Genomic DNA, 15,526 nt, shown 5'->3' with positions numbered 1-15,526 from the left:
AGAAGTCATGATCGTCATCACCGGGGCCACCGGAGCCCTCAACGGCGCCACCGCCGACCACCTGCTCGAGCACCTCGCGCCGTCCGACCTGGCGGTGGTGGCCCGCGACCCCGCCCGCGCCCAGCGGTTCGCCGACCGTGGCGTCGAGGTCCGCCGAGGCGACTACGCCGAGCCGGAGACCCTGCCGGCGGCCTTCGCGGGCGCCGACCAGCTCCTGCTCGTCTCGTCGAGCGACCCGGCCGCCGACGCCGTCGCGCTGCACCGTGCCGCCGTCGACGCAGCCGTGGACGCCGGCGTCGGCCGGGTCCTGTACACGAGCCACCAGGGCGCCGCGCACGGTTCGCCCTTCGTACCGGCAGCGCACCACGCCGCCACCGAGGACCTGCTCCGCGACTCGGGGCTGCCGTGGACGAGCCTTCGGAACGGCTTCTACGCGCACAGCGCCGCCTGGATGACGGGCCCGTGGCAGGAGACCGGCACGGTGTCCGTCCCCGTCGACGGCCCGGTGTCGTGGACCGCCCGCGAGGACGCCGCCGAGGCAGCCGCCGCGATCCTGCTCGCCGACCAGCCGTTCGACGGGCCGGTGACGCTCACCGCTCCGGACGCGCCGACCTTCGCCGACCTGGCTCGGCAGGCGTCCGAGGTGTCCGGTCGGACGATCGGGTTCGAGGCCCTGGGCGAGGACGAGTGGCGTGCCCGTGCGCTGGCCGCGGGACAGGACCCGCACATGGTCGGGTTCCTGCTCGGCATGTACCAGGCCGCCGAGCGGGGCCTGTTCGCCGGCACCGATCCGCTGCTCGGCGAGCTGCTCGGTCGCGCCCCGCGCCCGGTCCGCGACCAGCTCAGCTGAGCGACGCGACCTCGTCGAGGATCGCCCGGATCGCGGCGGGGTCGTGGGCGAACCGTCCGAGGAACAGCCCGCCGATCCGGCCCTGCCCCCGGGTGAGCAGGCCCGGTCCGGCACTGCCCCCGTAGAGGACGGTGCTGCCGTGCAGCTCGGGCCGGGTGGCGAGGTGCTGCTCGATCCCGTCGAGCACCGCGACGATGTGGTCGTCCGGTGCGGGTGCCGGTGCGCCGATCGCCCACACCGGTTCGTAGGCGACGGTCAGGGGTTGGGCGAGACCGTCCGCGACGGCGGTCGAGACGGCCCGGTCGAGCTGCGCGGTCACCGCCGCCACGGCCTGCGTCGGATCGGAGGCCCGGTCCGGCTCCCCGACGCAGACCAGCGGACGCAGGTGGTTGCGGTAGGCCGCGTGCACCTTCCCCGCGATCGTCGCGTCGTCCTCGTGGAACAGCGAGCGCCGTTCGGCGTGCCCGATCTCGACCAGGTCGACACCGATCTCCCGCAGTTCGGCGCCGGAGACTTCTCCGGTGAACGCGCCCGCATCGGCCCACGACAGGTCCTGCGCGGCGAGCTGCACACCGGTGCCGGCGAGCAGGTCACGCACCGGGACGAGCGCCGGGAACGTCGGCGCCACGAAGAGCGACGCAGCACCCGAGCACACCGCGGGGTGTCGCCGGGCGATGTCCGCGACCTCAGCCGCCCACGACAGCGTCCGGGCGTGCGAGAAGTACGTCTTCAGCGACACCCCGACGGTGATCACGGGGCGACCGTCTCCACGACGAGGGCGAAGGACAGCGCGCCGGGGTCCGCGGTGCCGACGGCCTGGTCGGCGTGCGTTCGCGCCCGGCCCATCTTCGGCGCGAGGGACTCCGTCGCGTCCGCTGCCTGACGGGCGGCACGGACGGCGTCGCCCCAGGCCTCGGCGAGCGCCGCCCCGGCGTCGAGCCGGGTGCGGAGCACCTCGTCGAACGGAACCAGGGCGTCCACCATCGTCTTGTCACCGACGGTGGCACCGAACGCGAGCACGGCCTCGGTGGCCGCGCGGACCCCCTGCGCGACGGTGGCACCGGACGGACGCGAGTCGTCCCCGACCACGCGACCCAGTGCCTCCAGGGCGGCGCCCCAGATCGCACCGGACGTGCCGCCGGCCTTGTCGGACCAGGCGTCCGCGGCGACCAGCAGGACGGTGCCGGCACCGGCACCGCGGGTGACCGCGTCGGCAGCTGCGGCGTCGGCGGCGTGCGATCCACGCTGCATCCCGATGCCGTGGTCGCCGTCGCCGGCCACGGCGTCGATGCGGCCGAGTTCGTCGGCGTGCTCGTCGAGGACGGCGCGGACCGCGGCGAACCCGGCGGCGACCTGCTCGGCGACCGCGCGGGACTCGTCGGTCGCCGGGCCGATGCCGACGCCCTCGGCGTCCGCCACCACGGTGGACGGGTCGACGCGCTGTCCGGCGACCGCACCGCCCTTGCGGTAGGCGGGGGTGTCCGCGGGTGCTGCCCAGAGTTCCTCGAGCTCGTCGTCGAGCCAGAACAGCGTCAGGGAGACCCCGGCCATGTCGAAGCTCGTGACGAGTTCGCCGACCTCGGGCTCCACGATGACGACGCCGGCGTCCGTCAGGCGCCGCTGCACCGAGCGGTAGACGACGAAGAGCTCCTCGTACTTGACCGAGCCCAGACCGTTCAGGATCGGCACCACCCGCTGGTTCTCGAGCGTCACGCCGTCGGGCAGTTCGTCGAGCAGCCGGGACACCAGCAGCTCGGCCAGCCCGTCCGCGGTGGGGACGTCCGTCTCGTCGATGCCCCGCTCGCCGTGGATGCCCATGCCGACCGCCATCCGCCCCTCGGGCACCGTGAACAGGGGTTCCTCGGCACCCGGCAGCGAGCACCCGGAGAACGCGACGCCGAAGCTGCGCGTCCGGTCGTTCGCCCGCTCGGCGACGGCGGTGACCGTGTCGAGGTCGTCCCCGCGCTCGGCGGCGGCGCCGGCGATCTTGAACACGCAGAGGTCACCCGCGATGCCGCGGCGCTTCGCGCGGTCGTCGGCCGGGGCGCTCGTCACGTCGTCGGTGACGCGGACCGTCCGGACCGGGATGCCGTCGGCCTCGAGCGTGCGCGCCGCGGCGTCGAAGTTCAGGACGTCACCGGCGTAGTTGCCGTAGCTGAGCAGCACACCGCCACCGTGCTCCGCGGCCTTCGCGACACCGGTGACCTGCTGGGCGCTGGGGCTGGCGAACAGGTTGCCCATCGCGGCACCGGCGGCCAGTCCGTGTCCGACCAGTCCGCCGAACGCGGGGTAGTGGCCCGAGCCCCCGCCGATCACGACCGCGACCGTGCCGTCGGGGCTCGTGGTGGAACGGGCGACCCCGCCGTGCACCCTGCGCACCCACCGCTCGTTCGCGGCGACGAAGCCGTCGGTCGCCTCGTCGGCGAAGTCCGCCGGGTCGTTGAACAGTCTGGTCATCGCTTGCTGCCCTTCGGGTCGGTGGTGCGGACGTGCGAGGTGTCGAGCAGTTCGTCGGCCTTGGCCCCGCGGAAGAACTTGGTGCAGAAGATCATCACCGCGGCGACGAACGCCAGGACGCCGAGCGAGACGATGCCGAACGCACCGCTGTCGGTCGGCACCACCTCGTTGATCGCGGTGCGCATGATCGGGGCGACGAACCCGCCCAGGTTGCCGAGCGAGTTGATCAGGCCGATGCCCGCGGCGGCTGCGGCACCGGTCAGGAACGCCGTCGGGTACGCCCAGGTGATCGGGCCGACGGCCAGGAAGCTCGCGACGGCCAGGGTGATGAACAGGATGCCGAGCACGGGCTGCCCGTTCGCACCCGCCCACGCCGAACCGAGGATCGACAGGCCGGTCGTGACGTAGAACAGGGTGCCCCAGCGACGTCGACGTCCGACGGAGTCCGCCCGTGACCCGATCAGGTAACAGGCGACGAGCCCGACGAGCCACGGGATCGCGGACACCAGACCGACCTGCCAGCCGACGTCCTGCCCGAGCAGCGAGGACACCTGCTGCGGCAGGTAGAACGTCGTGCCGTACACGGCGACCTGCAGGCAGAAGTAGATGATCGTGAAGTACCAGACGCGCCCGCTCGCCATCGCGCGCCAGATGCCCTTCGGGCCGTCCTCGCTGCGGGCGGTGTCCTCGCGCTCCATGGCCGCGGTGAGCGACGCCTTCTCGCCCGGTTCGAGCCACTTCGCCTGCTGCGGACTGTTCGTCAGGAACACCAGGGCCGCGATGCCCGCCAGCACCGCGAGGATGCCCTCGCCGGCGAACATGACCTGCCAGCCGTGGAACGGCGTCACCTGGTCACCGATGCTGATGAGGCCGCCGGACAGCGGGGCTCCGATCATCTGCGAGAACGGCTGCGCCAGGTAGAAGATCGCGAACATGCGCACGCGCACCTTGTTCGGGAACCACTCGGACAGGTACATGATCACGCCCGGGAACAACCCGGCCTCGGTCACGCCGAGGATGAACCGCAGGATGATGAACATCGTGTCGTTCGTCGTGAAGGCGAACAGTGCGGCGACGATGCCCCACGTGACGGCGATGCGCGCGAGCCAGAAGCGCGCACCGAACCGCTTGAGCAGCAGGTTCGACGGGATCTCGAAGATCGCGTAGCCGATGAAGAAGATGCCGGCGCCCAGGGCGAAGGCGGCGTCGGAGATGCCGCGGTCGACGCGCAGGGCCTCTTCGGCGAAGCCGACGTTCGTGCGGTCGAGGAACGCGACGAAGTACAGGATGACGAGCATCGGCATGAGGTGCTTCGTCGCCTTGCCGATGGCGGACTGCAGGCCGGGGTCGTTCGTCGACCCGAGCGCGGGGGCAGGGGGTAGTGACACGGGTTCGCTCCTTTGCGAGCACGGTGCGGTCGTTCGTGGCGTCCGGGGTCGGGCCTGGTGGCCTGTCGGCCTGTCGGCCTGTCGGACGGGAGGCACGGATCGCGTCGCACGGTCGGCGCGCGTTCCGTGGGCGGCTGGCCCTAGTGCATGTACAGGCCGCCGTCGACGTTGAGTGTCTGGCCCGTGACGAACCCGGCGTCCTCGCTGATCAGGTACGCGACGGCCGCGGCGATGTCCCGCGGCGTGCCGATGCGCGGCAGCACGCCGTCGGCGGCCATCTCGGCCTTCCGTTCCTCGGACAGGGTGCCGCCCATGATGTCGGTGTCGATCGGGCCGGGGGCGATCGCGTTGACCGTGACGCCGCGCGGGCCGAGCTCGCGCGCCAGGCCACGGGTCAGCCCGATCACGCCGGCCTTCGCCACCGTGTACGGGGTCTTGCTGAAGGTGCCGCCGCCGCGCTGGGCGGAGACCGACGACAGGTTCACGATGCGCCCGTAGCCGGATCGCACCATCGACTCCGCCGCCCGCAGGCTGGCGAAGTGCACGCCGTCGAGGTTGATCGACAGCACCCGGTGCCACTCCCCCTCGGGCAGGTCGAGGTAGGCGTGCGCGGACGAGACCCCGGCCAGGTTCACCAGTGCGGTGATCGGCTGGAGCTCCGCCTCGATCCTGTCGAAGGCGGCACGCACGGCGGACTCGTCGGCGACGTTCGCACCGACGCCGACGGCCCGCACGCCGTGCTGCTCGCGGATCTCGTCGGCGACCTGCTCGCTCGCCGTCTGGTCGAGGTCGATGATCCCGACGTCCCACCCGGCCTCGGCCAGGTGGTGGGCGGTGGCGCGGCCGATGCCCCGCGGTGAGGCGGCCCCGGTGAGGACGACGGTCCGGTCCTGGTGCTGGGGGTTCTGTGTGCTCATCGTTCGTGCTCCGGGCTCAGTGGATCGGCGCCGGGCCGAGGTCGTCCAGCAGCTTCTGCATCGCGACGTACGCCTTGTTCCGGTAGGCGACGAGCTCGGGCGTGCGGTCGGCGGGGACCTCGAGGTACCCGGCGCCGGACTTCGTGCCGAGTTCGCCGGCGTCGACGTGCTGCTGCAGCGACGGCGGGGTGGCGAAGCGTTCGGGCCAGCGGGTCTGCAGCGACTCGAAGCAGAACGCGTACACGTCGAGCCCGGCCATGTCGGCGATCGCGAACGGGCCGAAGAACGGCAGGCGGAACCCGAACGTGGTCCGCACGATGGTGTCGATGTCGTCGGGGCTCGCGATGCCCTCGTCGGCGATCTTCGTGGCCTCCTCGAACAGCGCGTACTGCAGGCGGTTCAGGACGAACCCCGTGGAGTCCTTCACCCGCGCCGACTGCTTGCCGGTCGCGGCCACGACGGTCTCGCCGACCTCGATCGCGTGCTCGTTCGTGGTCGGGTGCGGGATGAGCTCGACGCCGGGGATGAACGGTGCAGGGTTCGAGAAGTGCACACCGAGGAACCGCTCCGGGCCCACGACGGCCTCGGCCAGCGACTCGATCAGGATCGTCGAGGTGTTCGAGCCGATCACGGCGTCCGGGCGGGCGGCCTCGCTGATGCGGCGCAGCGTGGCGTGCTTGATCTCGAGCTTCTCGGGCACGGCCTCCTCGATGAAGTCCGCGTCGGCGACGGCGGCCTCGATCGACTCGGCGGCGCTCAGGTGTGCGCGGACCCGTTCGACGGCGTCCTCGGGGAACAGCCCGTCGGCGACGAACTGTGCGGTCTCGCCGAGCAGCCGCTCCAGGTTCTGCTGGGCGATCTCGGCCGAGACGTCGGCGATCCGGACGGTGTGGCCGGCGAGGGCGAGGACCTGGGCGATCCCACCGCCCATGTAGCCGGACCCGACGACGGCGATGTCGAGGGTGCTCATCGCGTTGCTCCTTCGGTGCTGGTTGCCGCCGCCGCGTCGAGCTTCGTGGTCGCGAGGACGGATCGGATGTACTGCTGGTTGGTGGCGCAGACGCCGAGGCTGTCCCCGCCGTACTGCTCGGTCATGACGATCCCGCGGAACCCGTCGGCGACGGCGTCGCGCAGGACCTGGCGGTAGTTGATGAGGCCCGTCTCCATGGTGCTCGGCGCACTCGTCGCCCAGCTGCCGTCGCCGGCCTCGTCACGCGTGTAGTTCTTGACGTGCAGGTAGTTGGTGTGCGGCATCGTCTTCGCGAAGAGCTCCCGCCAGTCCTCGACGGGTCGGTGCAGACGGATGAGGTTCGCGACGTCCGCGTTCAGCCCGACGTTGTCGAGCCCGATCTCCTCGACCAGGCGGACCGCGCTGTCGGCGGTGCCGAGGTACGTGTCCTCGTACAGTTCGAGCGCCATCGGCAGCCCCACCGAGGCAGCGTGCTCGCCGAGCTCCCGCAGGCGCTTGACCGCCGCGGCCCAGACCTCGGGGTCGTCCGGGTCCTTCGGTCCCGGCGCCGTCCAGAACCACAGCGCGCGCTTCTGGGCGTCGGTGAACGGCTGGTGCAGCCCCGTCGAGAAGACCTGCATGCCCCACTCGGCCGCCGCGTCGATGGTGCGGTGGGCGTAGGCCAGGTTCTCGTCCTCGTGCCCGGGCTGGATGACGCTCTTGCGCTGCAGGTGCACGGACGGGATCCCGATGCCGTGCGACTTCGCGACGGCGAACAGCTCGTCGCGGCGGGAGGCTTCGAGGTCTGCGGGCCGGATGTGGCTGTCGGCGAGTTCGGCGAGCGAGAAGCCGACGGCCTCGATCTGCCCGAACACCTCGTCCCACACCTCGGCGGGGGCATCGTGGAAGGCCGTCCCGTCGCGGGTGACCTGCGCGAACCCGTGCAGGCACGCGGCGATCGGCCAGGTCTTCGACGTCCAGGTGGCGGAGTCCCAATCCTGGTCGACCCAGTCCTGTGGAGTGGTCACGGAATGCTCCCTTGCATGTCGTGGTGGTTCAGCGATGAACCTCTTTCCTATAGGAAAGATACTCCCACGTCGCCGGAACGCAACCCCTCGCCTCAGCTCGTGTGCGAAGCGTCCGCGCGCGAACGCAACCGGACGGCGTCGATGTGGAGCCGCATCGCGGCGACGGCCGACGTCGGGTCCGCAGCCAGCGCCTCCAGGATGGCCCGGTGCTCCCGAACCGCACGATCCGTGTCGTCCCCGCCGCCCTCGACGATCTGCCGCATGCGGTGCACGCGCGTCGTGATGATCTCGGACATCTCCTCGAGGAACGGGTTCCGTGTCGCGTCGAAGATCAGCTGGTGGAACTGCCAGTCGCTCCGGAAGAAACGGGCCATCAGCGCATCCGGGGCGTGCGCAGCACCGACGGACGCGACCTCGGCGGCCACCGCAGCCTGCTCGTCGAGCGCTGCCGCCAGTCGCTCGCGCAGGCCGTCGACGTCGCCGCGGGCCGCGAGCTCGACGGCGCCGCTCTCCACGATGAGCCGGGCGTCGAACAGGGCCTCGAGCTGGTCGCCGGCCAGGGGCGGGGAGACGCGGTAGCCTTTGTTCGCCTGTCGGGTGACGAGGCCGGTGCGTTCGAGTTGCACCAGGGCTTCGCGCACCGGGGTCGGCGAGACCCCGAGGGAGCGTGCCAGTCCGTCGATCGACAGTCGCATGCCCGGTTCGACGTCGTGGCCCATCAGGACCTCGAGCACCCGGTCGTAGACGCGGTCACGCAGACCGAGCTGCGTGATGCGCTCCGTCCCGAAGCCGGGCATGGTCGTGGACATGGATCGATCCTAGAGAATCCACGAAGTCGCTCCGATCAGTAGATCGCGTCGATCCCCAGGAGGTCACCGAGGCCGAGGCCGCGCTGACTCGTCTCGCACGTCGACACCGACGGCTTCATCACCAGGCCGCTGTTCGCGGCCGTGTGCCCGAGCCCGTAGGCGTGACCCCACTCGTGCGTGGCGACGCCTCGCAGGTCGAACCGTGCCCCGGAGCAGGTCGCGGCGGCGGACCAGTTGACCGACGTCGAGTACCGCTGGTCCGTCTCGACGGCCGTGCCGGAGCGCGACCACACGCAGGTCACGCCGAGGGTGCCCTTCGGCAGCGACCCCCACCCGACCACGCTCGACGCGTTCGCGGCTCCGCAGCCACCGGTCGCGGTGACGCCCATCGCCTGCTTGAGCACCCCGAGGTGCTTCTGGTCGGCGGTCGACGTGATCGTCCGTCCGCACGACGAGACCGGCCCGGTCCAGGCGTCGGCGCCGGCCCCGATCGCCGACGGACCGGTGACCTTCTGGTTGTTCGGGTTGTAGCTCCAGTTCACCGGGCCCGCCCAGCGGAACCCGAGCCGGGTGTACGAGGTGTTGGTGCAGCTCGTGGCCGCCTTCGTGGCCGACGTGGTGGCCGCTCCGCGCGACACGACTGCGGCGGCCACCCGGTCGCGCAGCGCCTGGCGTTCCTGCCGGACGGCGGCCGCCGACCCGGACCACGCGTCGTCGACGCGCACCGCGACACCCGCACGGCCGGTGTTCGTGATCGACACGTCCCCGCCGTCGTCCACACCCGACGCGGCCACCGGCAACGCGGTGACCGTCGTGCCCGGTTCCGGCACGACGAACTGCCGGCCGTCGGGCAGCACGATCGTCGGCGTGGCCACGGCGCACCCGCTCGCGAGCTGCTCGAGGGTGACACGGTCCCCCTGGCACGCCGGCGCTGCGACCGCCGGCGAACCCGGGCCGGTCGAGACGACGACCGCGGCCAGCGCGATACCGAGGGTGACCGCACCTGCGGTCCACGACGACGTCCTCACGATGATGGTTCTCCTGTCATGACGCGCCGAGGTCCCCCGGCGACCAGGACAGTGTGCGGAGCGCCACTCGGGGCAGTCAACCCCCCGAACTGCCACTCCCGGCCGGTCGATCGCTCCCGTCCGGCACCCGCACGAACCGCGGCGCCCCACGGTCCCGCAGTCGGAACCCCAGGTGCTGGTACAGCCCGATCGCCCCGGTGTTCCCGGCGGCCGCGTGCATCAGAGGAGTCTCGCCGCGCTCCCGGATCCCGTGCGCGACGGCGAGCACCAACCGACGCCCGAACCCCTGCCCCCGGTACGCCTCGTCCGTGCACACCGCGCTGATCTCGGTCCACCCCGGCGGGTGCAACCGCTCCCCCGCCATCGCGACGAGCCGACCGTCCCGCCGGATGCCCAGGTACGTGCCGAGCTCGATCGTGCGCGGCAGGAACGGCCCCGGCTTCGTCCGCTCCACCAGGGCGGTCATCTCCGGCACGTCGTCGGGCGTGAGCACGACGGCTTCGGGATCCGGCGCACCCTCGATCGCCTCACCGGTGAGCTGCACGCCGCCGGCACCCTCGACGAGCTCCCACCCCTCGGGCAGGACGGCAGCCGCGCCCACGCCGAGCATCCCGCCCGACCCGAGCAGCGCCCGGACGTCCTCCCAGTCCTGCGCAGTGGGCTGCGCGGGGATCCCCGTCCACACCGACACGTCGGTCTGGTACCGGACGACGTCGCCGCGCCGCTCGGCGAACCGGGCGTGGTGGCTGTTCAGCGCGGCCATCGCGGGCGCGTCGAGCACCCGTGTCGGTGTGCCGTCGTCGGCGATCGTCAGGTCGAGGGTCCGGAGCGCCTCGCCGCGCGGGTCACCGCCACGGAACCCGAGGTCCTCGATCCGCCGACGATCGCCGTCCGCCCACCCGGCGGTGTCCGCGACGACACCGGAGGCGTAGTGGTTCGTGGCACGGTGGACGACCAGCTCGACGTCCGCTGCCGAGGTCACGAGGACCTCTCCGGGTCGGGTCAGCGCGGTCGAGGTCGGCGCAGTCGTCGTCATCCCAACATTGTCCGCCCGCGGCGAGCGCCGCCGGCGCACCGTTGCACCCGGTGACGGCGCACCGCGGCTCGCACGGTGCGAGGGGCCCCACGGCCGTGCGAGGTTCCGTACTCGGTGCGAGGGCACGTGCACCGCACGGAGTACGGAACCTCGCACCAGACCGAGCGTCAGCGCCCGCGCCAGCCTCTGGCCGTACTTCGTGGCGGCAGCGGCCGCGATCCACGGTTCGGTGTCCCGGTAGAAGGTCGCGAAGTCGCTCATCCCGCACACCGCGACCGTCGAACCGGATCTCGCCCGCGAGTCCACACATCAGCGCTCTCCCTCGGTGTCCGCCGGCGCGGGTTCGGTGTCCGCCGGCGCGGGGTCGGTGTCCGCCGGGGCGTTCCCCACGATCCACGTGTCCTTCACGCCGCCGCCCTGCGACGAGTTGACGACCATGCTGCCCTCGGGCGCGACGCGCGTCAGGGCGACGTCGGCCAGGTGCACGTCGTCCGGTCCGGTCCCCGTCGCGTAGACGAAGGCCCGCAGGTCCACGTGTCGCGGGTCGAGACCGGCGGGTCCGATCGTCGGGTGCGAGGACAGCTGCACCACCTCCTGCCCCACCCACCCGGCGGGGTCCGCGGCGATCTCGCGTCGTCGCTCGGCCACCTCGGGGGCGCTCGCGCTCGGTCCGATCAGGACCCCGCGCCCGCCCTCGCCGTCGACCGGCTTCGTGACGAGTTCCCCGACGCGGTCCAGGACCGACAGCCGTTCGACCTCGATGCTCGTGCGGTACGTCGGCACCGATGCCAGCAGGGGTTTCTCGTCCAGGTAGTACCAGATCAGGTCCGGCACGGTGACGTACATCGCCTTGTCGTCGACCAGCGCGTTGCCCGGCGCGTTCGCCAGGTAGACGCGTCCTGCCTCCGCCGCGTCGAGGATCCGGGCACCGAGGTCGGGAGCCTGCTCCGACGTCAGTGCGATGACGTCGCGGTCGATCCGCAGGTACAGCCCGTCGAGCACGTCGCCCGTCGTCGCGTCGACCACGCGTCCGTCACGGACGTCCAGGTCGGATCCGGACAGGAGGCGCAACCCGGCCCCGTGGGCCAGGCTGCGGTGTTCGAACCACGCGCCGGCGGCGGGGCCGTCGCTGACGAGTGCGATCACCGGGTCGGTCGCGCCCGTCACCGCGGTGGTGTTCGCGCAGAGGGTCCGGCGGAGCCGGTCGGTCACGCCGTGCGGGTCGCGCAGGTGCGCCGGCCGCGGGGCGTCCGGCACGACGTCGTCCATCAGCTCGCGCAGGGCGATGCCGTACGCGACGCCCGAGGGCGAGCGGACGTTGTCCTCGAGCACCCGCCAGCCGCCGAACTCGTTGCGCACCAGGTCGAACCCGAGCACCGGCGCACGGACCGCGGTCGCCGGCAGCCGAGTGGCGTCCGGGTCCCAGCCCTTGGCACCGACGAAGTGGTCCGCGTCCAGCACGCCGTCGGCCACGATCCGCCGGTCGCCGTACGCGTCACGCAGGAACAGCTCGATCGCACGGGCCCGCTGCCCCAGGCCACGCTCGAGCTGCGACCACTCGTACGCGCTGATCGTCCGGGGAACCAGGTCGCAGCCGAACTCCTGCGCACCGCCGTCGACAACGAAGCCGACGTGGTGCTCGCGGGTCCAGACGTCGCGCGCCGTGCACCGCTCGATCGCGGTCTGGGCGTCCCAGCCGCTGAAGAAGGCCGCCAGGTCACGGAACGCCGGACGGGGGCGTGCCCCGGGGCCGACCGCCTCGTCGCCGGCGCGGACGCGGTACCCGGGGATCGGGACCACCGGGTCCTCCTCGCGTCCGGACGGGAGCCCAGCGGTGTCCTCCACCACCAGGGCGACGACGTCGTCCATCTCCCCACGCTCGGCGTACGCGGTGCGCTGCCGGTCGGTGGAGTTGCCACGGGCCAGGGTCGCCTCGAGCAGCTCCGTCACCGTCCCCCAGTCGCCGAGCTCCTCGAGCTCCGGCCGCAGGCGGGACACGAGCTGGCGCACCGCGACCTCGGCGGGCAGGCGTTCGGGGTGCTGTCCGAGGCCGACGAGTTCGCCGCTCAACCCGGAGCGGGCGGCCTGCCACATCGCCGCACGGTGCAGGGGTTCGCTGCGCGGGTGCCACTCGGCGCCGGACACGACCGACTTCTCGGCCTTGCGCACGGCGGCGCGGAAGAGTCCGGCGATGAGCACGGCGTCGTCCACCACCGGGGTCGCGTCGCAGACCCGGAGTTCGAGCGTCGGCGCGTGCGACGACGGCCGCACGTCGAAGTAGGCCATCTTCTTGTCGGCGATCACGCCCGAGGCGATCAGGTCGTCGAGCACCCGGTCGTACTCGGCGGCGTCCGCGACCGGTCCGAAGCTGCCGGCCGACGGCCACCGCTGCCAGATGATGCTCCGGAACGAGGCGTACCCGGTGTCCTGCCCGTTCCAGAACGGACTCGACGCACTCAGGGCCAGCAGCGCCGGGAGCACCGGGGCCACCCGCTGGGCGATCAGCACCGCCAGGTCGCGGTCGCTCACCCCGACGTGCACCTGCAGCCCGCAGATGAGCTGTTCGTCGACGAGCATCCGGTACTGCTCCTGCATCCGGCCGTACCGACCGCCGGCGCTCAGCTCGAAGTCGGCGTACTCCGACCTCGGCGCGGTGCCGACGGCGGCGATGGTGACCCCGGCCGGGGCGATCGCGGCGCTGAGCTCAGTGCGCAGGTCGACGATCACCCGCCGCAGGTCGTCGAGGGTCCGCACCACCGGGGTGTTCGTCTCGATCGTCGTGCGCTGCAGTTCCGCGCCGAAGCGATCCGTGGGCAGTTTGGGCAGAAGGCGCGGGGCCTTCGCGGAAAGTCGGCCGGACTCGAGGTCGATGAGGTGCAGCTCTTCCTCGGCGCCGAGCGTCAGCTCTGCACTCATGGCTGGAACCTACGCGTCTGCCCTGTGGCGCGTCCGCCGCCGGCCGTGGCCGACTCACGCTCGTAACATATGTCATATATTGGTGTGATGACTCCCCTCCTTGAGACATCAGCGCTGACGCGGCGGTTCCGCAGCGCAGCAGGCCATGACGCGACCGTCCTCGAAGACGTCTCCGTGAACGTCGGCCGCGGCGAGTTCGTCACCGTCGTCGGTCCGAGCGGCTCCGGCAAGTCGACGCTCCTGCAGTGTCTGTCCGGGCTGGACTCGCCGACCAGTGGCACCGTCCGGATCGACGGCACCGACCTCGCGACCCTCCGGGGCGACTCGCTGGCTGCCTTCCGACGCGACCACCTGGGGTTCGTGTTCCAGTCGTACAACCTCATCCCCGCCCTGACCGCTTTCGAGAACGTGGCGCTGCCGCTCCGGCTCGTGACCGGGTCGGTCGATCGCGTGGTCGTCCGGAACGCCCTCGAAGCGGTCGGTCTGGGCGCGGTCACCCAGAACCGCCCCGGCCAGCTCTCCGGCGGTCAGCAGCAGCGCGTGGCGATCGCCCGCACCATCGTCACCCAGCCGGACGTCGTGTTCGCCGACGAACCGACCGGCGCCCTGGACACCGAGTCCGGAGCACGCGTGCTCGAACTCCTGCGTGCGGCGGCCACGGGGTCGCGTTCGGTCGTGATGGTCACGCACGACCTCGAGGCCGCGGCACTCGGCGACCGCGTGCTCGTCCTGCGCGACGGGCGCCTGCACCGGGAGCTCGTCACTCCCTCGGTGCCGGAGATCCTCGAGGCGGTGTCCCGGTGATCACACGTCTCGTCCTCGCCGAGGTCGTCCGGGCTTGGCGGCTCTGGACCTCGACGTTCGTCGTCATGGTCTTGACCGCCGTCGTCGCGCTCGTCTGCGCGGGTGACGTCTCGACCGCCGCTGCGATCACCGACACCGTCGACGCAGCCGGCCTGCGCAACCACGCGATGGTCTTCGGAGCGATGAACGCCATCGTGGTCGTCGGCGCACTCAACGTGCTCGTGACGTTCGCGATCCGCGTCCAGCGCCGGACGTACGCGCTGTGGCAGTTCGGCGGTCTCGGGCCTGCGCTGATCCGCCGGGTCGTGCTCGCACAGGCGGTCACGTTGTCCCTCGTCGCGTTCGGAACCGCCCTGACGCTGATGCCTCTCACACTCCGGAGCCTGATGGCCTTCCTCTCGGCGCCCCTCCGGAACCCCGGCGCGCCAGCCCTCGATCCGCGCCTCGGCGTGCTCGAGGCAGTCACCGCCTTCGTGGTGTTCGAGCTCGTGGTGCTCCTCAGCGCACTCGGGGCTGCACGTTCGGCGTCGACGACCCCCGCCCTGGACGCCGTCCGTGAGTCCGAATCCGAGCCCGCCCGTCCCAGCCGCGGCCGGAAGATCACCGCCTGGGTGCTCGGAGGCGTCACCGTCACGATGTACGTGCTGACGCTGCTCGGCGCACGGGGCGTCACGATGCTCTTCCTCGTGCCCGCGATGGGGTTCGTGATCACGGTCGCACCCTGGTCCTGCCGATCGCTGGTGTCGGCGTGGGCATCAGCGCTCCCCGGGGCTCCGGCGGCGTGGTTCCTCGCGCGCGAGTCGCTGAGGTACCACGTCGCGCGGAGCCACTCGGCGATCGCACTGCTCGCGGTGGCGATGCTGCTGGGCTCACTCACCGGCCTGGCGGGCGTCTGGGACTCGCCCGCGTACTACCTGGGCGGCCTCGCCATCTTCGGCGGCCCGGTCCTGATCGTCCTCTTCACCGGTGCTGCCACCGTGGTGATGACGACGATGGGCCGACGACGGGACGTTGCCCTGCTCGTCGCCGCTGGCGGGACCTTCCGGACGGGGCTCGTCGCTGCGGTACTGGAAGCCGTCGCGGTGGTCGTCACCGCGGCGCTCATCGCAGTACCACTCGCGATCGCGACCATCCCAGCGGCCCTGACGAGTTGGACGGACCCGCTTCGTCCCGTGCCGTTCGTGGTCGCCGTCGGACTCGTCATCATGGTGGTGGCGACGACCGCACCGGTCCTGCAGGCTCGGCGCCGACCGTTGGGCCCACAACTCGTCGACACCGGAGTTTGAGCCCGCATCCGCCGGTCGAACACCAACGGGGCCGAGCACCGTGCGCACCTCGACAATC

General features: G+C 71.9%; 13 protein-coding genes. 3 read left to right on the top strand and 10 right to left on the bottom strand.

The window, feature by feature from the left end; genetic code table 11:
- Positions 1-7: 7 nt before the first annotated feature.
- Positions 8-850, top strand: coding sequence for an NAD(P)H-binding protein (locus tag DEJ30_RS12750; RefSeq protein ID WP_110861969.1), 843 nt, complete (start codon positions 8-10; stop codon positions 848-850).
- Here DEJ30_RS12750 and DEJ30_RS12745 read toward each other — a convergent pair.
- From DEJ30_RS12745 to DEJ30_RS12700, 10 genes are all read right to left on the bottom strand, one after another.
- A complete protein-coding gene (locus DEJ30_RS12745; RefSeq protein ID WP_110861967.1) occupies positions 843-1,604 on the bottom strand; it encodes a triose-phosphate isomerase family protein in 762 nt (253 codons plus the stop codon). The two genes, DEJ30_RS12750 and DEJ30_RS12745, sit on opposite strands and share 8 nt — an antisense overlap.
- Positions 1,601-3,307, bottom strand: a complete 1,707-nt coding sequence (locus DEJ30_RS12740; protein ID WP_110861965.1) for a dihydroxyacetone kinase family protein — start codon at positions 3,305-3,307, stop codon at positions 1,601-1,603. Before DEJ30_RS12740 ends, DEJ30_RS12745 begins: the two co-directional genes overlap by 4 nt.
- Entirely contained in the window at positions 3,304-4,695 is a 1,392-nt protein-coding gene (locus DEJ30_RS12735) for an MFS transporter (RefSeq protein ID WP_110861963.1), read from the bottom strand. The genes DEJ30_RS12740 and DEJ30_RS12735 overlap by 4 nt, the downstream gene beginning before the upstream one ends.
- A 140-nt stretch (positions 4,696-4,835) precedes the next feature.
- Positions 4,836-5,612, bottom strand: a complete 777-nt coding sequence (locus DEJ30_RS12730) for an SDR family NAD(P)-dependent oxidoreductase (protein ID WP_110861961.1) — start codon at positions 5,610-5,612, stop codon at positions 4,836-4,838.
- A gap of 16 nt (positions 5,613-5,628) precedes the next feature.
- Positions 5,629-6,582, bottom strand: a complete 954-nt coding sequence (locus tag DEJ30_RS12725) for a 3-hydroxyacyl-CoA dehydrogenase family protein (RefSeq protein ID WP_110861959.1) — start codon at positions 6,580-6,582, stop codon at positions 5,629-5,631.
- Entirely contained in the window at positions 6,579-7,589 is a 1,011-nt protein-coding gene (locus DEJ30_RS12720; protein ID WP_110861957.1) for a sugar phosphate isomerase/epimerase, read from the bottom strand. The genes DEJ30_RS12725 and DEJ30_RS12720 overlap by 4 nt, the downstream gene beginning before the upstream one ends.
- Before the next feature lie 92 nt (positions 7,590-7,681).
- The gene (locus tag DEJ30_RS12715) at positions 7,682-8,398 is read right to left on the bottom strand and encodes a GntR family transcriptional regulator (RefSeq protein ID WP_110861955.1); all 717 of its coding nucleotides are present in this window, start codon (positions 8,396-8,398) and stop codon (positions 7,682-7,684) included.
- 35 nt (positions 8,399-8,433) lie between these two features.
- Positions 8,434-9,426 carry a matrixin family metalloprotease gene (locus DEJ30_RS12710; protein ID WP_110861954.1) on the bottom strand — a complete coding sequence of 331 codons (993 nt, stop codon included), beginning with the start codon at positions 9,424-9,426 and terminating at the stop codon, positions 8,434-8,436.
- A 76-nt stretch (positions 9,427-9,502) separates the two neighbouring features.
- Positions 9,503-10,462 (bottom strand): GNAT family N-acetyltransferase, encoded by a 960-nt coding sequence (locus DEJ30_RS12705; protein WP_110861951.1) that lies wholly within the window; start codon positions 10,460-10,462, stop codon positions 9,503-9,505.
- 309 nt (positions 10,463-10,771) lie between these two features.
- The gene (locus tag DEJ30_RS12700) at positions 10,772-13,378 is read right to left on the bottom strand and encodes a carboxylate--amine ligase/circularly permuted type 2 ATP-grasp protein (RefSeq protein ID WP_258369920.1); all 2,607 of its coding nucleotides are present in this window, start codon (positions 13,376-13,378) and stop codon (positions 10,772-10,774) included.
- A gap of 87 nt (positions 13,379-13,465) precedes the next feature.
- Between DEJ30_RS12700 and DEJ30_RS12695 the strand changes: the two genes are divergently transcribed.
- Together DEJ30_RS12695 and DEJ30_RS12690 are read left to right on the top strand one after the other, a co-directional pair.
- Complete coding sequence (locus tag DEJ30_RS12695) at positions 13,466-14,182, top strand: ABC transporter ATP-binding protein (RefSeq protein ID WP_110861949.1); 717 nt, start codon at positions 13,466-13,468, stop codon at positions 14,180-14,182.
- Positions 14,179-15,468 (top strand): hypothetical protein, encoded by a 1,290-nt coding sequence (locus DEJ30_RS12690; RefSeq protein WP_110861947.1) that lies wholly within the window; start codon positions 14,179-14,181, stop codon positions 15,466-15,468. Before DEJ30_RS12695 ends, DEJ30_RS12690 begins: the two co-directional genes overlap by 4 nt.
- Positions 15,469-15,526 lie beyond the last annotated feature (58 nt).

The organism is Curtobacterium sp. MCPF17_003, assembly GCF_003224385.1.
GTDB lineage: Bacteria > Actinomycetota > Actinomycetes > Actinomycetales > Microbacteriaceae > Curtobacterium > Curtobacterium flaccumfaciens.
The sequence above is the reverse complement of the archived record's forward strand: the minus strand, read 5'-3'. Positions and strand labels throughout refer to the sequence as shown.